22 protein-coding genes are annotated in these 22,430 nt (G+C 67.2%); 12 read left to right on the top strand and 10 right to left on the bottom strand.

The features are described 5' to 3' along the window. The 4 genes from Y704_RS20735 to Y704_RS0111395 form a co-directional block, all read left to right on the top strand. A partial coding sequence (locus Y704_RS20735) for a DUF1684 domain-containing protein (RefSeq protein WP_035772493.1) occupies nucleotides 1–263 on the top strand: 263 nt, incomplete at its 5' end. Nucleotides 264–355: 92 nt separating this feature from the next. After that, a complete protein-coding gene (locus tag Y704_RS20740; RefSeq protein ID WP_081747580.1) occupies nucleotides 356–1,186 on the top strand; it encodes a potassium channel family protein in 831 nt (276 codons plus the stop codon). After that, nucleotides 1,137–2,873 carry a stealth family protein gene (locus tag Y704_RS0111390; protein WP_081747581.1) on the top strand — a complete coding sequence of 579 codons (1,737 nt, stop codon included), beginning with the start codon at nucleotides 1,137–1,139 and terminating at the stop codon, nucleotides 2,871–2,873. Before Y704_RS20740 ends, Y704_RS0111390 begins: the two co-directional genes overlap by 50 nt. Nucleotides 2,874–2,885: 12 nt before the next feature. Continuing rightward, nucleotides 2,886–3,689 (top strand): MSMEG_6728 family protein, encoded by an 804-nt coding sequence (locus Y704_RS0111395; RefSeq protein WP_026550214.1) that lies wholly within the window; start codon nucleotides 2,886–2,888, stop codon nucleotides 3,687–3,689. A 113-nt stretch (nucleotides 3,690–3,802) separates the two neighbouring features. On the opposite strand, the gene Y704_RS0111400 is transcribed toward Y704_RS0111395, so the two are convergent. The 5 genes from Y704_RS0111400 to Y704_RS0111420 form a co-directional block, all read right to left on the bottom strand. Beyond that, nucleotides 3,803–4,714 (bottom strand): phosphodiesterase, encoded by a 912-nt coding sequence (locus Y704_RS0111400; RefSeq protein WP_026550215.1) that lies wholly within the window; start codon nucleotides 4,712–4,714, stop codon nucleotides 3,803–3,805. A gap of 138 nt (nucleotides 4,715–4,852) precedes the next feature. Next, on the bottom strand, nucleotides 4,853–5,860 hold the full coding sequence (locus Y704_RS0111405) for a glycine betaine ABC transporter substrate-binding protein (RefSeq protein ID WP_035772496.1): 1,008 nt from the start codon (nucleotides 5,858–5,860) through the stop codon (nucleotides 4,853–4,855). Next, nucleotides 5,857–6,600 (bottom strand): ABC transporter permease subunit, encoded by a 744-nt coding sequence (locus Y704_RS0111410; protein ID WP_026550217.1) that lies wholly within the window; start codon nucleotides 6,598–6,600, stop codon nucleotides 5,857–5,859. The genes Y704_RS0111405 and Y704_RS0111410 overlap by 4 nt, the downstream gene beginning before the upstream one ends. 49 nt (nucleotides 6,601–6,649) lie before the next feature. Further along, on the bottom strand, nucleotides 6,650–7,867 hold the full coding sequence (locus tag Y704_RS0111415; RefSeq protein ID WP_026550218.1) for an ABC transporter ATP-binding protein: 1,218 nt from the start codon (nucleotides 7,865–7,867) through the stop codon (nucleotides 6,650–6,652). A 61-nt stretch (nucleotides 7,868–7,928) separates the two neighbouring features. Beyond that, nucleotides 7,929–8,570, bottom strand: coding sequence for an ABC transporter permease (locus Y704_RS0111420; protein WP_026550219.1), 642 nt, complete (start codon nucleotides 8,568–8,570; stop codon nucleotides 7,929–7,931). A 388-nt stretch (nucleotides 8,571–8,958) separates the two neighbouring features. On the opposite strand from Y704_RS0111420, the gene Y704_RS0111425 reads away from it, so the two are divergent. The 4 genes from Y704_RS0111425 (at nucleotide 8,959) to Y704_RS0111440 (ending at nucleotide 12,293) form a co-directional block, all read left to right on the top strand. After that, nucleotides 8,959–9,366 (top strand): hypothetical protein, encoded by a 408-nt coding sequence (locus tag Y704_RS0111425; RefSeq protein WP_216698974.1) that lies wholly within the window; start codon nucleotides 8,959–8,961, stop codon nucleotides 9,364–9,366. Nucleotides 9,367–9,421: 55 nt separating this feature from the next. Next, a complete protein-coding gene (locus Y704_RS20745; RefSeq protein ID WP_035772497.1) occupies nucleotides 9,422–10,168 on the top strand; it encodes an SOS response-associated peptidase in 747 nt (248 codons plus the stop codon). Between the two features lie 95 nt (nucleotides 10,169–10,263). Next, complete coding sequence (locus Y704_RS0111435; RefSeq protein ID WP_026550221.1) at nucleotides 10,264–11,007, top strand: MBL fold metallo-hydrolase; 744 nt, start codon at nucleotides 10,264–10,266, stop codon at nucleotides 11,005–11,007. Nucleotides 11,008–11,036: 29 nt separating this feature from the next. Beyond that, the gene (locus Y704_RS0111440; RefSeq protein ID WP_051476965.1) at nucleotides 11,037–12,293 is read left to right on the top strand and encodes a phospholipase D-like domain-containing protein; all 1,257 of its coding nucleotides are present in this window, start codon (nucleotides 11,037–11,039) and stop codon (nucleotides 12,291–12,293) included. Here the strand turns inward: Y704_RS0111440 and Y704_RS20750 are convergent. Both Y704_RS20750 and Y704_RS0111450 read right to left on the bottom strand, forming a co-directional pair. Next, on the bottom strand, nucleotides 12,290–13,030 hold the full coding sequence (locus Y704_RS20750; protein ID WP_051476966.1) for a GntR family transcriptional regulator: 741 nt from the start codon (nucleotides 13,028–13,030) through the stop codon (nucleotides 12,290–12,292). The two genes, Y704_RS0111440 and Y704_RS20750, sit on opposite strands and share 4 nt — an antisense overlap. After that, nucleotides 13,014–14,822 carry a gamma-glutamyltransferase family protein gene (locus tag Y704_RS0111450; RefSeq protein ID WP_026550223.1) on the bottom strand — a complete coding sequence of 603 codons (1,809 nt, stop codon included), beginning with the start codon at nucleotides 14,820–14,822 and terminating at the stop codon, nucleotides 13,014–13,016. The genes Y704_RS20750 and Y704_RS0111450 overlap by 17 nt, the downstream gene beginning before the upstream one ends. Nucleotides 14,823–14,928: 106 nt before the next feature. Here Y704_RS0111450 and Y704_RS20755 point away from each other — a divergent pair, with 106 nt between their 5' ends. Continuing rightward, the gene (locus Y704_RS20755) at nucleotides 14,929–15,648 is read left to right on the top strand and encodes a YoaK family protein (RefSeq protein ID WP_081747584.1); all 720 of its coding nucleotides are present in this window, start codon (nucleotides 14,929–14,931) and stop codon (nucleotides 15,646–15,648) included. A gap of 22 nt (nucleotides 15,649–15,670) precedes the next feature. Beyond that, nucleotides 15,671–16,606, top strand: a complete 936-nt coding sequence (locus Y704_RS0111460; RefSeq protein ID WP_051476967.1) for a CPBP family intramembrane glutamic endopeptidase — start codon at nucleotides 15,671–15,673, stop codon at nucleotides 16,604–16,606. Nucleotides 16,607–16,687: 81 nt separating this feature from the next. Here the strand turns inward: Y704_RS0111460 and Y704_RS0111465 are convergent, their stop codons facing one another. After that, entirely contained in the window at nucleotides 16,688–17,359 is a 672-nt protein-coding gene (locus Y704_RS0111465; protein WP_162149405.1) for a pentapeptide repeat-containing protein, read from the bottom strand. Nucleotides 17,360–17,600: 241 nt separating this feature from the next. Between Y704_RS0111465 and glsA the strand changes: the two genes are divergently transcribed. Further along, nucleotides 17,601–19,415, top strand: coding sequence for a glutaminase A (gene glsA, locus Y704_RS0111470; protein ID WP_035772499.1), 1,815 nt, complete (start codon nucleotides 17,601–17,603; stop codon nucleotides 19,413–19,415). Nucleotides 19,416–19,522: 107 nt separating this feature from the next. Continuing rightward, on the top strand, nucleotides 19,523–20,368 hold the full coding sequence (locus Y704_RS0111475; RefSeq protein WP_026550227.1) for an SDR family oxidoreductase: 846 nt from the start codon (nucleotides 19,523–19,525) through the stop codon (nucleotides 20,366–20,368). A 36-nt stretch (nucleotides 20,369–20,404) separates the two neighbouring features. On the opposite strand, the gene Y704_RS20760 is transcribed toward Y704_RS0111475, so the two are convergent. Continuing rightward, entirely contained in the window at nucleotides 20,405–21,637 is a 1,233-nt protein-coding gene (locus Y704_RS20760; protein WP_162149406.1) for a glycosyltransferase 87 family protein, read from the bottom strand. 43 nt (nucleotides 21,638–21,680) lie between these two features. Next, nucleotides 21,681–22,430 (bottom strand): D-2-hydroxyacid dehydrogenase (locus tag Y704_RS0111485; protein WP_026550228.1); only part of this gene is annotated, 750 nt, incomplete at its 5' end.

The raw sequence follows: 22,430 nt of genomic DNA on the forward strand, positions 1-22,430 counted from the left end.
ACGGAGGAGGACTTTTCCTGCCACTGCGCGATACCACAGCGGGCAGGGACGGCGGCTCCTACGGCGGCGGCAGATATCTGCTGGACACCGTGAAAGGCGCCTACCTCGGTGAGGGGCGGCTGCCCGGCAGCCTCGTCGTCGATCTCAATTTTTCCTACAACCCGTCCTGCGCCTACGACGAAGCCTGGGCTTGTCCCCTTCCGGGAACCGACAACCGCCTCGACGCCGAACTTGCCGTGGGCGAGTTGTACGAGCAGTACTAGGAGCATCCCATTCCTCCCTTCGACATCGCCCCTCGTACCCTCCGCGCCGCTTCCCGCCCCACGCCCCCGATCGCTCGGGAATCGGTCCCCCGATGACACAGGGAACCTGGCGGAAGTACACCGACTGGCCCCTCATCGCCGCGGCCTTCGTCTTCCTCGCCGCCTATACCATCCAGGTGACGACGGCGGTCTCCCCGGCCCAGCACTTTCTGCTGGAGACCGTGCTGTGGCTCGTCTGGGCGTGCTTCCTGATCGACTACGTCGTCAACATGCTGCTCGCCGAACGGCGGGGACGCTGGTTCCTCCGTCACCTCCATGAGCTCGTGGTCATCGTCCTCCCTGTTCTGCGGCCGCTCCGCCTGCTTCGGCTGATCCCCCTGCTGCGCGTCCTCAACCGCTCCGGCGGCGACGCGCTGCGCGGCCACATCGTGTTGTATGTGGTGGTCTCCATGACCGTGCTCGGCTATGCAGGGGCGCTGGCTGTCCTCGATGCCGAGCAGGATGACCCGGGCGCGAACATCACCACCCTCGGTGACGCCCTGTGGTGGGCCATGACCACGATCACCTCGGTGGGCTACGGCGACTACTACCCGGTGACCCTGGCCGGCCGCCTGGTCGCTGCGGGGCTCATGATTGCGGGAATCGGCGTGCTCAGTGCCGTCACGGCAGCTTTCGCCTCCTGGCTGGTGGAGAACGTCACGGCGCCGGCTGCCGCGAAGGAGCAGTCGCAGGAACGCGCGGTCGGCGAGGAGCTCCGGAACGTCTCACTCCAGCTCGACTCACTGACGGCGCAACTGGCAGGATCGCACCGGGCTTCCGGTACTCCCGGAGCCGCAGGTGCTCCCGGAGCTCTCAACGCCGCCGGGGTGCCGGATGCACCCGGAACCGCCGGGCCGGCCGCCGCGGGTCAGGCGGACAGGTAGCACTGCGCCGGCCCGCATCGCCGGCGACGATCACTTCCGTTTCAGGCTCTATCATGTAATCGACGATTCATCTACCCCAGCGGAGGTTCCGATTACCGACACGGCTGCTCAACACGACGTCTATTTCGGCGCGCCCGAGCCTGAAAATGAAGCCGAAATCCTCGAATCGGCATCCCGCGCGGCAGTTGCCCGCTTCACCGACCGCACGGATATCACCACCGTCAAGCGGCGCTTCACCCTGATCAACTCGGACCGGACTCCTCATCAGGCCATGGTGGAGGACCTCCTGTTCATCCGCGCCGCACTCGATGACGCCGGCATCGGCTATCTGCTGGTGCGCGGGAACGACGAGCGCCCCGTAGTTGCGATCGACCTCAAGGACCGCGAGAGGCTCCGTCTGGCCCTGGTGGAGGCCTGCCGCGACGAGCCGTTCTACTCCCGGACGGTGGACACCAAGCGGCGCACCACCCTGCTGGTGACCGACGGCTCGCTCTCGCACAGCGAGAAGGCCCGCATATTCCGGCTTTTCCGCCCGCGCATCGAGCCGCTGGGTGGCCTTGCCTTCGGCCCGTCGGCCGGAGTCCAGCTTGAGCTGTGGGCCCTGAATCCCGACGTGATCGAGCTTCCCGTCGAGAATTCACTGACCAGGCGGACCCTCCCGGCGTCCGAGGCGGTGCGGGGTTCCGTGGTTCGCCACGGCCTCACCTGGCCCACCATCGACAACATGTTCGCCGACCACGCGACGGACATCGATTTCGAGATCGATCTCGTGTTCTCGTGGGTCGACGGCAGCAGCCCCGAGTACCAGGCGGCCCGCGCTGCACGGATGCAGGACGTGGTGGTCGGCGAGGGTGATGACAACGAAGCCCGTTACCGGCAGATCGACGAGCTCAAGTACGCGCTGCGCTCGGTCTACATGTTCGCGCCATGGATCCGCCGGGTGTTCATCGCCTCCGACTCCGACCGTCCGCAGTGGCTCGCCGAGCACCCGTCCGTCACGTTCGTGCGATCGGAGGAGCACTTCCGGGATCCGTCGGTCCTGCCCACGCACAACTCCCAGGCCGTGGAGAGCCAGCTCCAGCACATTCCCGGCTTGTCGGAGTACTTCCTGTATTCGAACGACGACATGTTCTTCGGCCGGCCCGTGGGCCCCGATATGTTCTTCTCCCCCGGCGGCGTCACCAAGTTCATCCAGGCGGACACGCGCATCGGCCTCGGGGACAACGACGCCGAGCGCAGCGGCTTCGAGAACGCCGCACGGGTGAACCGCCGCCTGCTGCATCAGCGGTTCGGCCGAATCACCACCCGCCACCTCGAACACACCGCCGCACCGCTGCGCAGGAGTGTCCTGCTGGAGATGGAGGAGGAGTTCGCCGCCGAGTTCGCGGCGACGGCCGCCTCACGGTTCCGCGCGAAGGACAACATCTCCGTGACGAACTCGCTGTACCACTACTACTCCCTGCTGACCGGGCGCGCAGTCACCCAGGAGAGGGCGAAGGTCGCCTACGTGGATACGACGTCGCGCTCAGGCCTGAAAAGCCTCAACAAGATGCTCGACAAGCGCAACCAGGATTTCTTCTGCCTCAATGACGGAAGCTTTCCCGAGGTGCCCGCTGGCGAGCGGGCACGGCTCGTCACCGAATTCCTCGAGAAGTATTTCCCGGTGAAGGCCCCCTGGGAGAAGTGACCGGCTGATTCCATGCAGACCTTCCTGCCGTACGCCGATTTCGCTTCCAGCGCCGCTGTGCTCGATCAGGCACGGCTCGGCAAGCAGCGCGTGGAAACCCTGCAGACCCTGCGGGCACTCGTCATTCCGGATTACGGCTGGCGGAGCCACCCGGCCATCCGCATGTGGATGGGGTACGTCCCGGCGCTGACGCTCTACGGCCTGGCGATGGTGGACGAGTGGGTGTCCCGTGGACACCATGATTCAACCGGGCACCAGATCCTGGAGTTCGCCCCGGAGGTGCTTGATGAGCCCGACGTCGCCATGCCGCCCTGGCTCGGCGACCTGACGTTCCACCTGAGCCACCAGTCGAACCTGGTGCAGAAGGCCTCCGGCATCTACCGGGGTCGCTTCCCGGGTGTCCCCGAGGACCTCGCGTATGTCTGGCCGGAGCCGGCGGAGGTACTGCTCCCGGCCGACCCCGTGGGCAGCCGGCTCTGGATCTGGCGCGCCCAGGCCCACCCTCCGGATGGGGTGGCCGACCTGCTCATGCCGCCCGGAGCGCCCGGTCCGCCCGGCCGGAAGCCCGGGAAGTGGGAGCGGCAGCTCGAGGTCTTCGAGGAATCCCTGACGACCGGCGATACGGTGGCGATAGCCGACCCCGACGGCGAGCGCTTCCGGCTGGGAACAGTGGGACCGGTCCTGATGCATGAGGACGGACTGCTGCGGACGGCTTCGCTGCATGGTTGGCTGACGCGGCAGGACTTCGATCCGCCCGCGCTCCTCCAGGACCCGAGGACGCTGTTCAGCGTGGCGCTTCCGGCCGCGCTGCGCTAGGCGATTCCGACCGCGGTCCGGTGCGGCACGCCCCGACGGGTTGGTGGGGCTACGACGCCGGGACCGGCGTCGCTCAGAGGCGACCGGTCTCCCTGAGACCCGACCGGCGTCGCTCAGACGCGGGAGAGCTGGCGCGCCGGTGGTGCCTCGGCAATCCGCACTCCGGCCCGGGTGAGCCGTCGTCGGGTCTCCTCGCGCGGCACCACCTCACCCACCGCGGTGTGCTGGCCGATCGGGACCACCGAGTGCACGATGGTCTCCTCGTACACATGCACCAGGTTGTACGCCTGCGCGCCGTCGCGCCCGCGGGTCCCCCCGCCGTCGTACAGGAGGTCCTGCGTGTAGCAGGTGGCGGAGGCCACCGAGACGGGGATGCCCGCGAAGGTTGCGGTGGTCGAGTAGTGCAGGTGACCCGCGAGGATGGTGCGGATATCGCTGCCGCGGACCACCTCGGCGAGCGAGCGCTGGTCCCGCAGTTCAACGAGCACTGCGAGGTCCTGGACGCTCGGAACCGGTGGATGGTGCAGGGCGAGAATGGTGCCGTGCGGCGCTGGAGTGAGGAGCTCATCGGCGAGCCACACCAGCTGGTCCCGGGTGAACTGCCCGTAGTGGTGGCCGGGGACGCTCGAGTCCATGGTGATGATCCGCAGTCCGTCGACGTCGTGCACCATGTCCACGGGCGCTGTACCGCCGGGTTGGTCCAGGAGCCCTGCGCGGAAGGCCGCGCGGTCGTCGTGGTTGCCCATGGCCCAGATCACCTGGGCGCCCAGCCGCTGCGCAGCGGGGTCCACGATGGCACGGAGCTTGTCATACGCTCCCGGCTCGCCCTTGTCTGCGAGATCGCCCGTGAAGACGATCGCCTGGGGCCGGGCACCGGACCGTTCGAGGTCGGCGAAGATCTGGCAGAGCCGCTCCTCGCTGTCCACCGCTCCATAGAGCGGTTCGGCGCCTCCCAGGAGGTGTGTGTCGCTCAGGTGCAGGATGAATTGCTGCGGCCTCGGATGCTCGGCCGTGCGGTACTCCATGGGAAACCCTCTGGATAGCTGGTAAGTACAAGCCGATTCCACTCCATCAAAACAGAGGCGGGGGGAAAGGAACGTGAACCCGGCACGGCAAGTCGTTGAACATCGCCGGAACTACCAGGGGCCACCATCCGGCTACTGCTACGGCTCCGAGATGAAGCCCTTCTCCACCATGAAGTCGAACGCCACGTCGCCGGGCTCCTCGCCCTCGACGTCGACCAGGAGGTTCATCTCCCGGAGCGCCTCATCCGTGAGTTCGGGGGCGATCTGTTCGAAGACCTCCTCCAGGCCCGGGTACTCGTCGAGTGTCTCGGCGAAGTACACGGGAGCGGCGTTGTAGGCCGGGAAGAAGCCCAGATCGTCCTCCAGGAGCGTGAGGTCAAGCGCGTCGATCCGTCCGTCCGTCGCGAAGACCTCGCCGAAATTACAGTCGCCGTTGTCCGTGGCCGTGTAGACCGCCCCGGTGTCGTAGATTCCCACATTGTCGTCCGGCACGCCGTCCGCGGCGCCGCGCTCCAGGCCGTAGTGAGCCAACATCGGGTTCAGTCCGTCCGCACGCGAATTGAACTCGGCTTCGACGCAGAACGTGCGTTCCTCGACGGGGAGCTCCGCGAGCTGGGACATTTTCGTGATGCCGCCCAGTTCTTCGATGGCTTCGGTCCGGACCGCCATGGCGTAGGTGTTGTTCAGCGGTGCCGGCTCCCCCCAGATCAGGCCGTTCTCGACGTCGGCCTCCCGCACCGCTTCCCACTGTTCCTCCTGGTCGGCGATGCCCTCCTCCTTTCCGAGGAAGGCGAGCCAGGCGGTGCCCGTGTATTCCCAGGTGAAGTCGGCGTCGCCGGCGAGGATCAGGTCACGGACCGGCTGGCTCCCTGGAGCGTTTGTCAGGTCGGTCACCTCGAAACCTGCGGCCTGGGCCGCGAGGACGGAGATCTTCCCCAGGATGAGCTGCTCGGTGAAGTTCTTGGATGTGACCGTCAGCGGGGCGTCGTTCACGCCGTCGAGCGGTGTGATGGAACCGGGGCCCGCAGCGGGAACATAGGACGTGGCGGGCTGCAGTCCGCAGCCGGTCAGGAGGACGCCTGCCGTCGCCAGCAGGACGATGGCGGCCCTGCGACGCGGCGGCAGGCCGGCGGATGCGGGTGTCATGAGAGTCCTTTCGGGCGGGCGACGTGTTCCACGACACGGCCGAGCCAGTCGATCAGCAGCGCGAGGAGCGCCACCAGCACGGCTCCTGCAATGAGCACGCGCGGCAGGTTGAGGTTGACGCCGGTGGTGATGAGGATCCCGAGGCCGCCGCCGTTGATGAAGGCTGCAAGTGCCCCGGTACCGACGAGGAGCACGAGTGCCGTCCGGATGCCGGCCAGCATGATCGGCACGGCAAGCGGGAGCTCGACCCGCAGCAGCACCGACATCGCACTCATACCCATACCCCGGCCGGCCTCCACGAGACGCCCGTCCACCTGGGTGATGCCGACCATCGTGTTGCGGAGCACCGGCAGCAGGGCATAGAGCACCAGGGAGGTGACGGCTGCGGGGAACCCGAACCCCAGCCAGAAAGCAAGGAGCACCACCAGCCCGATGGCGGGTGCGGCCTGGCCGATATTGGCCAGCGCCAGCACGGGCCCGGTGAGCGGGCGGAAGGGCTTGCGGGTGAGGATGATCCCGAGCGGCACGGCGATCAGCAGCACGATGACGGCGGAAACGGCGGTGAGGGCGAGATGCTCGCGGGTATAGCCCAGGATCGAGTCGGGGCTGAGGGTGGTCCGTTCGGTGTCGGTGAGGTCCGCGTTGAGCAGCCAGAGGAGCAGCGCGAGCCCCGCCACGATGATCCCCGCCAGTTGGAACAGCAGGGGTTTCCAGGAGAGCCGGACTGCTTCAGCCTCCACCGAGGCATTCTGCGCTGCCGGAGCGATGGTCCCGTCAGCCACCCCGGCGCTACTCACTGTGCTGCCGCCCGTCCGTGCCGGCGTCGGCCAGCTCCAGGCTGCCCGTGTTCACTCCGACCGGTCGCCCGCTGGCATGCGCGCTCCGGGCATTCTGGTGGGCACGGCCAATCGCGTCCATGATGGTTTCGACGTCGATGACTCCGAGGAACTTCTCCCGACCGCCCGTGACCAGCGCAGCACCGACGCTGGAGACCAGCATGGTGTCCAGTGCGTCGTTGAGTGTCGCCCTGTCCCCCACGAGCGGAAGCCTCGGATCGGTGTCGCCGGTGATGGTGTCGATCCGGCTGAGCTGCCGCCGTGACAGCCACTGGATCGCTCGTCCCCTCGAATCGACGATCACCGCATGGTCGTGCTGTGCCTCATCGAGCCGGGACAGCACGTCGCTGGCGAGCTGTCCCTCTTCGGCGATGACGGCCGAGGCGAGCTCCACCTCGTTGACGCGCGTCAGCGTGAGCTGCTTGAGCCCGGCTCCCGCACCGATGAAGTTCTCGACGAACTCGTTGGCGGGTTCGGCGAGGATGCGTTCCGGGGTGTCGTACTGCACCAGCTGCGCGCCCTCCGTGAAGATCGCGATCCAGTCGCCCAGTTTCACCGCCTCGTCGAAGTCGTGGGTGACACACACGATGGTCTTCTGCAGCTCGTTCTGGATATTGATGAGCTCATCCTGCAGCCGGAGCCGGGTAATCGGGTCCACCGCGCCGAACGGTTCATCCATGAGCAGCACGGGAGGATCCGCAGCGAGCGCGCGGGCGACGCCGACACGCTGCTGCTGGCCGCCGGAGAGCTCCTTGGGATACCTGTCCCGGTAGAGGCCCGGGTCGAGGGACACCAGTTCAAGGAGCTCGTCGACGCGTGCGGAGATGCGCTCCTTGCTCCACCCGAGCATCTTGGGAACGATGCTGATGTTGGTCGCGACGGTCATATGGGGGAAGAGTCCGCCGGCCTGGATGACGTACCCGATGCGCCGGCGGAGGGCGTCGCCGTCCATCTTGGTGACGTCGTCGCCGTCGAGCACGATGCGGCCCTCGGTCGGCTCGATCAGACGGTTGATCATCTTCAGGGTGGTGGTTTTTCCACACCCGGAAGGGCCCACCAGCATCACGATCTTCCCTGCCGGGATCTCCATCGTGAGGCCGTCCACTGCGGCCTTGCCCTGTCCGGGGTACCGCTTGGTGACCTGGTCGAGGAGGATGCTGGCGCCGGTGATGCCGCCGGTGCCGGAGTTCGAGGGGTCCGGGGAGCCCTGTGCATTCGTCGGTGAAAGAGTGTCAGACACGGATACCTCGCGGGATAGTAAGCCGGCCGAGGCCGACAAGGAGCAGATCAAGGACAAGGGCAAGGATGATGACCGCGACGATGCCGGTCACGACGGATTCGAAGGAGTTCGCGCCGCCGAGCCGGGACAACCCGGAAAAAATGAACCCGCCGAGGCCCGGGCCCAGCACATAGGCGGTGATGGCGGCGATTCCCATCACCATCTGCGCCGACACGCGGATGCCGGCAAGGATGACGGGCCAGGCCATGGGGAGTTCGATGCGCGTCAGGGTCCGGAACCGGCCCATTCCGATGCCGCGCGCGGCCTCGATCACCGACCGGTCGATGCCGGTCAGTCCGACGACGGCGTTGCGGAGGATCGGCAGGACGGCGAAGAACACCACCACGATCACCGCGGGCACCACGCCGAATCCGAAGGGGGCGATCAACAGCCCCACCAGGGCGAATGCGGGAATGGTCAGGCCTATCGCCGACACGCTGTTCGCGACCGAGGTCAATGTGCTGCTGCGGTAGACGAGGGCTGCCGTGACGACGGCGAGGACGGTGGCGAGCAGGAGGCACTGCGCCACAAGGGAGAAATGTTGCCAGCTCGAGAACAGGATCTGGTTGAACCTGTCCCCTACGAAATCAAACACATTCATACCCTCTTCACATCGGTTACGTAGCCCGCGGGCGCGGCGGACCGCATGACTGCGATCCGGCGGAGCACGGACTTCTACCCTAAGCCTGCTGATGTTGCGGATCGATAACGAACCGGTCACGGTTGGCCGTCCTCTCCCCCACTCTCCCTCACCGGGTGGGCACCCCTTCCCCCGTCCAGTGCGCAGCAATAACGCCCGGACCAGCGTGTCGGCCGTCATTGCTGCACACTCGATGGACGGTGCCGCATCAACCCCCGTAGTCTGTCCACGTCCTCCCAACCGCCACGGCAACCACAGCTTTCCCGACTTCCGGCTTCCCGGTCTCCCTCAGCAGTCTCCCCGCACAAAGCCAGCAGTCTCCCCGCAGAGAAAAGGAACACTCATGGGCATCCGCCTCAGCCACATCCCCCTCCGGCTCACCACCGGCGCTTTCATCCTCAACTCCGGCCTCGGCAAGACGGCGCTGGACAAGGACAGTGCAGCAGGCATGCAGGGCATGGCCTCGACGGCGTTCCCGCAGGTCGCGCAGCTCGAGCCCGAGAAGTTCGGCAAGATCATCTCCATGGTCGAGATCGGGCTGGGAGCCGCGCTCCTTGCACCATTCGTCCCGAGCCGGTTGGCCGGCCTCGGCCTTACCGCCTTCGCCGGGGGCATGATGGCCATGTACTTCAAGATGCCGGGCATGACTGAGGAGGACGGCGTCCGTCCCACGCAGGACGGTACTGCCATCGCCAAGGACATCTGGATGCTCGGCATCGGGCTCGGCCTGCTGCTGGACAGCAAGAAGTAGCAGGCAGGCCGGCGAGCCATGGCTTTTCGGCCCTTCCGTGCGGCACAATCGACGCATGTGCGGACGCTTTGTTATTGCCGGGTCGAAAGCCGATCTCATCGCCGCTTTCGACGTCGATGATGCGCCCGACGACGACATCCACCCCTCCTGGAACGTGGCACCGACGGACGCTGTCCACGTGGTGGTCGAGCGGCTCGATCCTGAAACCGGTGAGCTCACTCGTCGGCTCGAAACGGCCCGCTGGGGGCTCGTCCCGTCCTGGTCCAAGTCACCGGCTGTCGGCGCCCGCATGATCAACGCCCGCAGCGAGACCGTCCTCGAGAAACCGTCGTTCCGCTCCGCGGCGCTCCGGCGCCGCGGCCTGGTACCTGCCGATGGCTACTACGAGTGGCGCAAGAATCCCGATGGTTCGAAAACTCCGCTGTACCTCCACGCTGACCCGGAGTCGGGTCAGCTTGCGTTCGCCGGGCTCTACGAGTTCTGGCTGGACCCGGCCTCACCCCCCGACAGTGCCCACTCCTGGCTGATGACCTGCACCATCATCACCCGTCCGGCAAGCGACGCCCTCGGCTCCATCCACGACCGCACACCGGTGATCGTTCCGCCGGACCAGTTCGGCGAATGGCTGGACCCGAAGAATTCCTCGAAGGCAAAGATCCAGCACCTCCTCGGCAGCATCCCGGACCCGGCACTCGTCCCGCGCCTGGTGGGAAGCCGGGTGGGGTCGGTGCGGAACAACGGTCCCGACCTCATAGAACCTGTCGAGCCGAAACCGGAGGAAACGGCCGCTACCCTCCTGTAGGTCGAGATGCTGGCCGAGATGGGGACCGGGAATGCTTGCGTACACAGGATCAGCCTGCCTAGGGTTCGCAGTGGAAACCCATCGAAGGGAGAGCCATGTTCCGGCAGGACGTTGCGAGCGGCATCCACAGCATCGAGCACGCCAACACCAACTGTTACCTGGTGCAGGACGACGACGGTCTGACCCTCGTCGACGCCGGCCTGCCGGGTGCACGCCGGGAGATCTTCAGTGCGCTCGGCATGCTCGGGAGGAGCATCCTCGATGTGCGCGCCGTGGTCCTGACGCACGGACACTTCGACCACGTGGGCACCGCCGAATACTTCCGGGCGCGCCACGGCATTCCGGTGTTCGGCCATCCGGACGACGCCTATATCGCCGCCCACCCGTACCGCTACGAGCGCGAAAAGACCCCGTTCCTCTACCCGCTGCGCTATCCGCGGGCGATTCCCGGGCTGGTCCGGATGACGGCGGCCGGAGCGCTCGCCGTTCGGGGCGTTCGGGAACTGCAGCCCCTCACCGCCGAAGCGGCGGCCTCGCTTCCCGGCCATCCGATGCTCATCCCGACCCCCGGCCACACGAAGGGGCACTGCGCGCTGTACTTTCCCGACCGCGATGCGTTGATCAGCGGCGACGCGCTGGTGACCCTTGATCCCTACACCGGACATGCCGGCCCGCAGATCATCGCCAGCGCCGCGACCGCCGACACTCCCACCGCCCTCCGGTCGCTCCAGGCACTCGAAAAAACCTCGGCAGGGACTGTCCTGCCGGGTCACGGAGCGGTCTGGACGCAGGGTGTCGGTACCGCCGTCGCCATGGCCCGGGCGGTGGGCGGACACTGACGCACCGGAAGGGGCGCTAGGCTCGTCCCATGCACCTACCCAGTCGCCGGCATGCCGTCGGACTTGCCAGCACCACGGTGAAACGCGGCGCACTGGCCCTGATGTCCGCCCAGGCCCTGGTGATCGCCGGGCTTGTCGGGATCGATGCCTATGAGCGTCGGGTCCGGACCCGACGCAACGGGTTCCCGCAGCCGGGCACGTTCGCGAACACCATCGCGGACACCTCCACCACGGTGTACACCTTCGGCGAGGACCTGTACAACGCCATGATCGACGCGATCGACCAGGCAGAACACCAGGTGCTGCTCGAGACCTATATCTGGAAGGGTGACGAAACCGGCGCGCGGTTCCGGGATGCGGTGAACCGTGCAGCGGAGCGGGGGGTCGCCGTCTACGTGATCTACGACGGGTTCGCCAACCTCGTGGTCAGTCCGTTCTTCTACAAATTCCATCCCCTCGTGCAGGTCTACCGGTTCCCCGTCGTGCGCCTGTCGATTCTCTTCACCAACATCCGGGGCACGGGATTCGACCACCGGAAGCTCCTCATCGTCGACGACACCGTCGGGTTCGTCGGCGGCTACAACATCGGGACGCTGTACGCCACCAAGTGGCGCGACACCCACCTGGCCGTCCGGGGTCCCTCGGTGTGGGAGCTGCGCGAGGCGTTCGTGGGCCTCTGGAACCTGCGCGCGAAGCCGGGGCGGCCGGAACTTCCCGACATCAGCGCGGATTTCTGGGAACCGCGCATCCGTGCGGTGAACAACATCCCCGCCAACCTCGTCTTCCCGATCCGCGGCATGTACCTCGACGCCATCAACCGGGCCAAGCACCACATCTACATCACCACGGCGTACTTCATCCCGGACCAGCAGATTCTTTCCGCACTCCTGAGGGCGAGCCGGCGGGGGGTCGATGTTCGGGTCCTTCTCCCCGAAGACTCCAACCATGTGGTGTCCGACTGGCTGTCCCGGGGCTTCTACTCAGCGCTGCTCAACGCCGACGTACGCGTGCTGCTGTACCAGAACTCCATGATCCATGCGAAGACCGCGACCATCGACGGCGAATGGTCCACCGTGGGCACCGCGAATATCGACCGGCTAAGCCTGACCGGCAACTACGAGATCAACCTCGAAATTTTCGACCGCAACCTCGCGGGCACCATGGAACACATCTTCGGGATCGACAGCTCCAACACCCGCACCCTGACGCTCGAGGAGTGGAACAGCCGGCACGTGGTGGCCCGCGTCAGCGAGGCCATCCTGGCTCCGCTCCGGCCTTTCCTCTAGCCGGACTCCTCCGGGGTTCCCGCACCGCCGTGCGCCTGCGCTCCCGCGAAGCGGTCCCGGTAGCCGGTCCGGGAGCGGCTCACGTGGCGTCCCATGAGCCGCTCGGCCTCCGCGGCATCGCCGGCGTCGATCGCCGCCAGGACGAGCCGGTGCTCCGACCAGGACTGCTTGCCACGGTTGTCCACGTCGGTGGCGTAGAGCCACTCGATTTTGCCGGATATCTGGCGCAGCAGCGCCATCAGGGATGCGCTTCCGCTCAGCTCGGCGATGCCGAGGTGGAAGCGGATGTTCAGCTCGGGCAGCGGCAGCAGGTCATCTCCCGCCACGACGGCGTCCCCCTCGTCCAGCAGCAGGGCAAGGTCCTTGCGCACCCTCCTCCACTCGACGCCGTGCTCGTCCTCCGCGAACTGGCGGGAGGAACGGCGCGCGGCCCGGCGGGCCAGCGCCGACTCGAGTGCCTCGCGGACCAGGAAAAGGTCGTCGGCCTCGTCGGCAGGAATATCGCTCACCGTGGATCCGGCATAGGGCTTCGACTCGACGAACCCCTCCGCCTCGAGCGCGCGCAGGGCTTCCCGCACCGGCACCCGGGAGACTGCGTACTTCCGGGCGAGCGCCGCCTCCGTCACACGGGTTCCCGGCAACAGTCCGCCGAAGATGATGTCCCTGCGGATCTCGTCCTTGACTCGGTGCGGAGCCGCCGGGACGTCGTTGGAACCCTGCTTATCGACCGGCGGCATAACCCTGTGCTCCCCGCGGGTTCGCCGCAGCAGTGAGGAGATTCGATGACGCATCCCTGGTCACCGAGGACAGCCGTCCGAGCGACCAGTCACCCGCGCGTGTCACCACGTGCCCGCGCCGGATGAGATCGTCGATGACGTCAGCGCCCAGGCGGTCCTCCACGACAGCTCCACCGGGCTCCCAGGTCCGGGGAAAGAACGAACCGGGAATCGACGTCGTATGGAGCGAAGGGGCGTCGATGGCCTCCTGCGGCGTGTAGCCGCCCACGATCGTCCGCAGCAGGTACAGCAGCTGCCACTGGTCCTGCTGGTCGCCGCCGGGTGATCCGACGGCGACGACGCACTGGCCGTCCTTGAGGACGAGGGTGGGGGTCAGCGTGGTGCGGGGGCGCTTGCCGGGGCGGAGGGTGGAGGGGGCGCCGTCCTCGAGCCAGGTCATCTGCAGGCGGGATCCGAGGCAGAACCCGAGCTCCGGAATAGCAGGCGAGGACTGCAGCCAGCCACCGCTCGGCGTGGCGGACACCATGTTGCCCCACCGGTCGACGACGTCGATGTGGCAGGTGTCCCCGCGGGTCTCTCCGCTCCTGGCGACCGTCGGCTCCCCTACGCCCGCGAAGCCCGCGCCGCCGGCGAGCGCAGGCGGCGTGTACTCGAGGCGGAGCGGCGGAAGGAAGGGTTCCCGCCCTGGAACGGATCCCGGACGGAACTCGGAGGACGCCGAATCCGTGATCAGTGCGCGGCGCTCCGCGGCGTATTCGGGTGACAGCAGGTAGTCCATCGGCACCTCCGCGTCGCCGTAATAGGCTTCCCGGTCAGCGATGGCCAGCTTCTGGGCCTCGAGGATTGTGTGCGCGCCCAATGCGGTCGAGGGATCGAGGTGGTCGTCGTCGAATCCGTCGAGGATCGCGAGGGTCTGCAGCAGCGCGGGTCCCTGGCCCCATGGCCCGGTCTTAGCGATGGTGTACCCACGGAACTCGAAGGTGGTGGCTGCCTCATAGCCGGCCTCGAACCCGGCGAAGTCCTCGAGCGTCAGCACACCGGCGTGGTCGGTGCCGGACGAGTGGCGGTGGGGGGTCTGGATGAAGTCGACCGCGGCCTGTGCCACCCGGCCGGTACTCCACTCACGGCGGGCGGCGTCGATGCGGGCCTCGCGGGCCGGCGCGCCCTTGCCGGCGTCGACCAGCGAGTCGAGCACCCCGGCGTAGGCCTCGTTGCGGATCAGTTCGCCCCCGCGAGGCGGCCGGCCCTCGGGCATCCACAGCGCTGCCGAGGTGGGCCAGTGTTCGGTGAAGAGCTCGGACACCGTCGCGATCGTTGCGCCCACCCTCGCCAGCACCGGGTGTCCTTCCCGGGCATAGCCGATGGCGAAGGCGAGCACCTCGTCGAGCTCCCAGGAACCGTGGTCGCGCAGCAGGATCAACCAGGCGTCGACGGCGGCGGGGATGGCCGAGGCGAGCGCTCCGGCTCCCGGCACGAGCTCGAGACCCTCCGCAAGGTAGTGCTCCCGTGTAGCCCCGGCCGGTGCGGGCCCCTGCCCCATGAGGACCACCGGCTGACCGGGGTTCTCCGCGGTGGCGAAGACTCCCGTCATGTCGCCTCCCGGACCGTTCAGGTGGGGCTCCACCACGTGCAGCACGAAGGCGCCGGCCACCGCGGCATCGAACGCGTTGCCGCCACGCTCAAGCACCGCCTGGGCGGAAGCCGTCGCGAGCCAGTGCGTCGACGCAGTCATGCCGAACGTGCCCTGGAGCGTAGGCCGGGTGGTGAAGGGCGCCGGAGGTGTGTACGTCATGGAAACCACTTTCGCAGGAGGAACTGTGTCACGATTGAATACAATCAGAGGCTTAACACTAAGCTTTGTATACGATGCATTCAATACTATGACCGAAGGAAACATTGTGAAGAGGTCATCCGTTCCCACCGAGCGCCTGCATCTATGGCTCATGCTAGCGCTGACGTTTTCGACCGGCATGATCGATGCGGTGGGTTTCCTCGGTCTGGACCGTGTCTTCACCGGCAACATGACCGGCAATGTGGTGCTGCTCGGCATGGGCTTCGCCGGCGCCGCCGACCTCCCGATCCTGCGGCCGGCCCTCGCACTGGCGTTCTTCATGGTGGGCGCAGCGCTGGCCGGGCGGGTCCTGCGCCGCGCACCCGAGGGCTGGACCGGCCGCACCTCCCTCACACTCCTCGCCGTGGCACTCGGCACCGCTGCCCTCGCCGTCTACACCGTGTTCGTGGACGTCGCAGCCCAGGAGGTGCACGGAAGCATCACGACGTCGGGCCTTGCACTGGTGATGGGTGTCCAGGCTGCAGCAGCGAAGCGGCTCAAGGTCGCCGAGATCACCACCGTCGTCGTCACGTCGACCATCACCGGTCTGGCGTCGGATTCGCGGCTCGCGGGCGGGAAGAGCCCGTTCTGGGCGCGGCGCGCCGCAGCCATCGCCCTGATCCTGATCGGGGCCTTAGCGGGAGCGGCTTCGCTGAACATCGGCCTGTGGCTGGGGATCGCGGTGTCGGCCGCGCTCTCATCCCTGGTCACGATTCTGGGCCACACGCGCCACCGGAAGGAAAAACGGGTGCGGCAGGCCTCAGTATCCCCGGTATATGCAGGCTAGGAAGCACACTACGGTTGAAGCCATGGACCATGGAGCAACCTATGAGTACCACCGTCTGTCCCGCGCATGGACCGGCTACCGCTGGTGGAAGCCGCTGCTGACCGGACTGCTCGGTCTGGCGTTCTACATCACCTTCCTCATCCTGTTCATCCTCGCCGGCGTGGTTCTCGCCCTGGGGAGCGGGAACGGGGTGACGCCCTATGTCGACCGGCTGTCGACCATCGATCTCTCGGACCCCCTGGTCTTCGCGTTCTCGATGATCACGATCATCCTGATGACCCCGGCTCTCGCCCTGGCTGCTCTCATCACAGGCCCGCGACCGATCGGGCTGCACTCGTCGGTCCTCGGACGCATCCGGTGGGGCTGGCTGGGCCGCTGCCTCGCAGCCGCGGTCGGAGTGTATTCACTCAGCCTGGGCATTTCATTCCTCCTTCCGCCGGGCCTTTCGGGAGGATCCACGGGAGCCGGCTTCTGGGTTGACGGCCGCACAGCGCTGCTGGTGACGCTGACCCTCCTGCTGGTGCCGTTCCAGGCGGCGGCTGAGGAATACGTGTTCCGCGGCTACCTGACGCAGACCATCGGTAGTTGGCTGCGGCACCCTGCCTTCGCAATCCTCATCCCGGTGCCGTTCTTCGTGCTGGGCCATGGCTACGAGCCCCTGGGCCAGGCCGACGTCGCACTGTTCGCCGTGTTCGCGGGCTGGATCACCTGGCGGACCGGCGGACTGGAGGCGGCCATCGCGGCGCACGCCGTCAACAACTGCCTCATCTTCCTTCTCGGTGCGTACGGACTCGTGGACGTCAACTCCAAGGAGGGGGCGGCGATCGGGCTCGTCATCTCGGTGGCGACCATGGCCGCCTTCGCTGCGCTGGTGCTCCGGATGGCGCGTCGCCTCGAGCGGACGAGGCCCGTGCTCCCGGCGCCGCCGGTGCCACTGACGGCCGGCTTCCAGCGCTAGCCTCTCAGCCCCATCATTGGTGCACGACCACCAAATATGCACGACCAACAGTGATGCACACCCGTTCCCGGCACACGATCGTCAGTTCTCGACGGTGATGCCCAGGCTGTCCGCGAGGTAGGGAGCGATCAGGCTCAGCTGGTACTCGTCGATCGTGACGCCGCGCAGGCCTTCCATTCCGTTGATCGTGCGGAAGTCACTGGTCCGCAGGTCGACGTCGCTCAGCCGGCTGTCGGACAGGGTCAGCGTGCCGATCCGGCAGTTGACGAAGGCGATCCTGCTGCCGGTCACTCCGGTCAGATCCAGCTCTCCGATCATGCAGTGGGAGATGACGACGTCACTGAGTTTCGAGCTGCGGAAGTTGACGAAATCCAGCTTCCCACCGTTGATCCGCACGAACTCGAAGACGCCGTCGTATAGTTCGGCGGAACCCCACCGCGTGCCGTCGAGCACCACGTCCCGCCAGGTACTGCGCGATGCCCGAAAGACGGGCGCGAACAGCTCCGTGAAGGAGCACTCGAGGAACCGGGCTCCGCGGAGTTCGGTGTTGTTCATGGACGCCGCCGCCAGCGAACACTCGAGGAACGTGATTCCGGTGAGGTCCTGATCGTCGAGGCCGGCTCGCTCGTACAGCTCGCCCTCGCGGTGATCGCCGCTGCGCAGGCCGTCGGCGTCCCCCGCGGTCAGATTGGTCGGTGCCACCCGGTCGAACCGGGGCGCTTTGGTCTTCTTTTTCGCCATCGAATTCGCCATTGAGGGAGTGTCTCCGGATCTGTTGGAGTGCCCTTCGCAAGGCACTGCACGGCGTGGACCACGCACGGCGGGTTGCAAGTCTAGCTGAGGCGGCCGACGGGAGACGGCCCACGGCGGTGGCCCACGATCGCGGTCGCGGTCGAAGACGACGATCGCAGAGGGAATGCCTGCGGCGGGTGTCGCTTTCCGGTGCGCATCGCTCCACGGCGGCCCGGCGTCGGGATCATCTAGGGTGGAAACCATGGAATCCCCGATCGAGAGCTATCTGAAACGCATTCACCAGGAGATTTCGGAACTGAAGGACGGCAAGCCCTACAGCACCATCCCTGCCATGGCCAACGTCAACCCGGACAACTTCGGCATCTGCCTCACGACCGTGGACGGGTACATCTACGAGGTCGGCGATACCCGCGAAGAGTTCAGCATCCAGTCGATCTCCAAACCGTTCACGTACGGTCTGGCACTGTCAGACCTCGGGATGGACGCCGTGGATGCGAAGGTGGACGTCGAGCCGTCGGGCGATTCCTTCAACGAGATGTCGCTTGCCCCCGGCACCGGCAGGCCCTCGAACGCGATGATCAACGCGGGCGCTCTCACGGCGACGTCGCTCGTGCAGAGCTCGCGCGGCAACACCAGGTTCAAGCGGATCCTCAATACCTACTCCGAGTTCGCCGGCCGTCAGTTGAGCGTCAACCAGGAGATTTTCACTTCGGAGCTCGAGCATGGGCACCGGAACCGGGCGCTCGCGTACCTCCTGCGCTCTTTCGACATCATCGAGGATGACCCCACGCCGGTGATCGAGGACTACTTCCGCCAGTGCTCGGTGCTGGTGAACTGCCTCGACCTCTCCGTCATGGCGGCAACCCTGGCCAACGCCGGGCGCAACCCGCTGACGGACAGGCAGGTGATGGACATCCTGCCCGTGGAGCGGCTCCTCTCCGTGATGACGACGTGCGGCATGTACGACGACGCCGGCTGGTGGATCAGCACCGTCGGGATGCCGGCGAAGAGCGGTGTGGGCGGCGGGACGATCGCCGTCCTTCCCGGCCAGGTGGGCCTCGCCGTCTACTCGCCACCCCTCGACGAGCATGGCAGCAGTGTCCGCGGCATGGCGACCAGCCAGCGCCTGTCGCAGGACATGGAGCTCCACTTCGTCCGTGCCGCGCGTGCCGGCAAGTCCGCCATCCGCTCCACCTACGACATTTCGGCCGCACCCTCCGGTATCCGCCGCAACGACGAGGCCATGGACATCCTGCGGGAGCACGGGCACCGCGCCAGAGTCATCGAGCTCAACGGCGACCTCCTGTTCGCCGGCACCGAGTCGATGGTGCGCGAGCTCAGCGGCCTGGACGACGACGTCCGCCTCGTGATCCTCGATCTGCGGCGCGTGGACGAGGTGGCCGACGTGTCGCTGCGCCTGCTCGCGGAAGTCCGGGAGAACCTGGTGCGCGAGAACCGCGAGTTGGTGCTGATCGACGGCGAAGGCACCCTCGCCGAGACGTTCAAGGACGTGGACCGGGACGTGCCCACCTTCGATTCCCGCACGGCCGCCGTGGAATGGTGCGAGAACGAACTGATTGCGCAGTTCGGCGACGAGCTGTGCCTGCCGTCGGAGGTCGAGGTGGACCAGTGCCCGGCACTGTCCCCGCTGAGTGCAGACGACATCACACAACTGGCGGAGCTCATGGAGGACCGGACGTACGACGACGGCTCCGTGGTGCGCCGTATCGGCCAGAAGTTCGGGGGCGTCTACTTCATCCTGTCCGGGAAGATCGTGACCTCGGTGCCCGGCCCCACCGGCGGACGGCTGAAGCTGACGACACTGAGCGCCGGAATGACCTTCGGCGAACTGGCGCTCGGCAGCGACGACCGCCAGGAGACGACGGTGAAGGCACTCGGAAAGGTGCGGCTCAAGGTGCTCACCGCCGACGCCATCAACGACATCGAGGACGAGAACCCGCGCCTCGCCGTCGAGCTGTGGAAAGCACTCACCCGCGACGCCTACACGCGCGTTGACCTGTACCTGCGCGAAACTGCGGTGCGGATTCGGGACTAGGAGTTGCCGGCCGCTTTCGGCCGGCGGCTTCGGGGGGACACGAGGCCGACGGCGAGCGGCTTCGGGGGGACACGGCTTCAACCGACACGGGACAGGGAATGAGAAGGATGACGGTTCTGATAGCAGGATGCGGTGACCTCGGCACCGAGGCGGGTCTGCGGTTCGCAGCCCGGGGGCACCGCGTGGTGGGGTGGCGCCGGTCCGCCGAAAGGCTCCCTCGGCCGATCGAGGGCGTGGCAGCCGACCTCACCGGGACCCTTCCCGCCGTCCCGCCGGACACCACCGTGGTGGTGATCGCCACCGCCGCCGGAGAGCGCACCGAGGCCGCGTACCGCGCCGCCTACGTCGAGGGCACCGCGAACGTGCTGAACGCGCTCGAGCGCGACGGCGTAAAGCCCTCCCGCATCCTCTTCGTCTCCTCGACCGCCGTCTACGGCGATGCCGACGGCGGCTTCGTCACCGAGGACACTCCCGCGGACCCGGCGTCGCCCACCGGGAGGATGGTACTGGAGGCGGAGCAGCTGTTGCTCGGGAGGTCCGCTGCCGGGATGGTCCTGCGGCTCTCCGGCATCTACGGGCCGGGCCGCACCCGCCTGATCGACCAGCTCACCAGAGGGACGGCGGTCCGCCCGGCGGAGCCGCAGTGGACCAACCGCATCCACCGCGACGACGCCGCTGCCGCCATCGTGCACCTGACCACCGCCGTCGGGCAGCCGGCGCCCGTCTATCTCGGCAGTGATGTACTGCCCGTGGATCTCGGCGAGGTGCTGCAGTTCCTCGCGCTCGAGCTCGGTCTGCCGGAACCGCCCACGGGTGAAACGGTTACGACTCGCGGCGGGGACAAGCGCTGCGACAGCGCCCTGCTGCGCTCCACCGGCTTCGACTTCACTTTTCCGACGTATCGCGAGGGGTACCGGTCGGTGCTGGCCGGCCGCGGCGTGCGGCACGGCTAGCGTGCGGTCACTACAGCAGGCGCACGCTTACTACAGTCAGCGTGCGGAACCGCTGTGCCTGCTGAGCCGCCCCAGCTGCACGAGTGACCATCCGAAGATGCAGATCACCAAAAGATTCCGGACGGTGAGGACCGCGGCAATTGCGGGGCTGAGGTCGAAGCGGAGTGCGTCGTAGAAGATGGGGTAGACCAGCGTAGTGAGGCCGGCGGTGACCAGCATCGCGATGGCCGGGAACCTCCAATTGGCGTGGGTATCGAGCACCATGCCCGCGGCGATCACCGCGGCGATCCAGAGCATGAACTGCGGTGAGCCCACTTTGTTGAAGACCACGAGGGTGCTGACGAGGGCGAGGGAGCCAGCAGCGAGGACCCTCTCCGGCGGGGCGCCGCGGCGCAGCGCGAAGGCCACGAGCGCTGCGGTCAGTACCAGGGCAACCGCGAGCAGCGGGCTCATCAGCGCTGCCACCTGAGCGCTGAGGGCGCCCCTCACCTCCATCGTGTTGATCTCGTCATCCTCGAAGATGACCGCGCCCGAGCTGCCGGTGATTGCCTGCCACACGCCGGGCGTGCTGAGCGGCGCCTCGAGTTGCATCCCGCGGGCGCCCTGCGCTCCAAGGAAGCTCGTCAGGTTCCGGAGGTCGCCGAAGAGCACCACCACGGCGGCGATGCCGATGGATAGCGCCGCTCCGGCAAGTACGATCCGCACCCGGCTGCGCAGTGTCACGACGGCGGCGAGAAGAACGGCGGCCGGCCAGACCTTCACCCAGGTTGCCGCGCTGAGGATCAGGGAAGCCGCCACCGGCTTGGTTCCGAGGAGCAGGATGCCCACGATCACCATCGGCGCCGTGAGCCCGTCCAATCGGCCGACGGCGACCGGCCCCAGCAGTGCGGTCGCCGCAAGCCACCAGTAGGCCGCCAGGAAACGCTGCCGCGACGGAGTGCGGATGAGCGCCGCCACCCCGGCAGCATTGAGTACCGCGAACAGCAGGAACCAGGTCAGCTGGTAGAGCTGCGGGCCGAGCACAGTGGCGAACAGCATGGGCACCAGGGCCCCCACCGGATAGACCCAGGCGGCGTCGATCCCCTGCCACACGCCGTCGTTCAGTGCCTGGTAGGCCCACTCCCGGTACAGCCGGATGTCGCTGAGCACTCCGCCGCTGGTGATGAAGGGAAGGAGCCGGGCGAGAAAGCCGATGTGGATGACTGCGAAGATGATCCAGACCGGGGACACTCGATTCCGGGTCTCCGGTGTGGGCGGACGGCTGTCCACAATTGCTCCTGCTGTAGGTGGGGTGGCGGCAGCCGTCATTCTCTCAGTTCCGGGCTTCGGGCGCGAACGGCACGTAGCCGAGGTTCTTGTCCACCACACCGCTCAGCGGATCGCCGGCGTACCAGGCAAGGAAGTTCCTCTCGAACTGGGCAGCAAGGTCGGCAACCCAGGAGTCGGCGTCGCTCGCCATGTGCGGCGAGATCAGCACCTGCGGCATCCCCCACAGCGGGCTGCCGGCGGGCAGCGGCTCGGTGCTGAAGGTGTCGAGCACCGCACCACCGATTCCACCGCACGCCAGTTCACGGACGAGCGCGTCCTCGTCGACCAGCCGCCCCCGGCCCACGTTGATGAGCACGCTCGACGGCCCCATCGCCTCCAGCACCCGGGCGCTGACCATCCCGTCGGTGGACGGGGTCAGCGGGGCCACGAGCACCACGTAGTCGAAGCGCGGCACGACGGCGGCGAGGTCGCCGCTGGCGTGGACGGTACCGAAGTCCGGGTCGGCGGCACGGGCAACCCGGCCCACGCCTTCGACGTCGGCCCCGGCTGCGCGCAGGAGCCGGGCCGTGCTCCGGCCGATGCTTCCGGTTCCGACGACCAGCACGCCGGCGCCGCCGATAGTGCGGACCGTCCGCCGGTTCCACACGCGCTGCAACTGCTGGTCGCGGGTGACTCCGAGCCCTTTTGCCGAGAACAGCACGGCGGCCAGCACGTACTCCGCCATGGTCCGGTCGAACACGCCGTGCGCGTTGGTGACGGTGATATCCGCCGCCACGAGGTCCGGGAAGAGAAG

It is taken from the genome of Arthrobacter sp. Br18 (genome assembly GCF_000520555.1).
Classification (GTDB): Bacteria; Actinomycetota; Actinomycetes; order Actinomycetales; family Micrococcaceae; genus Arthrobacter_D.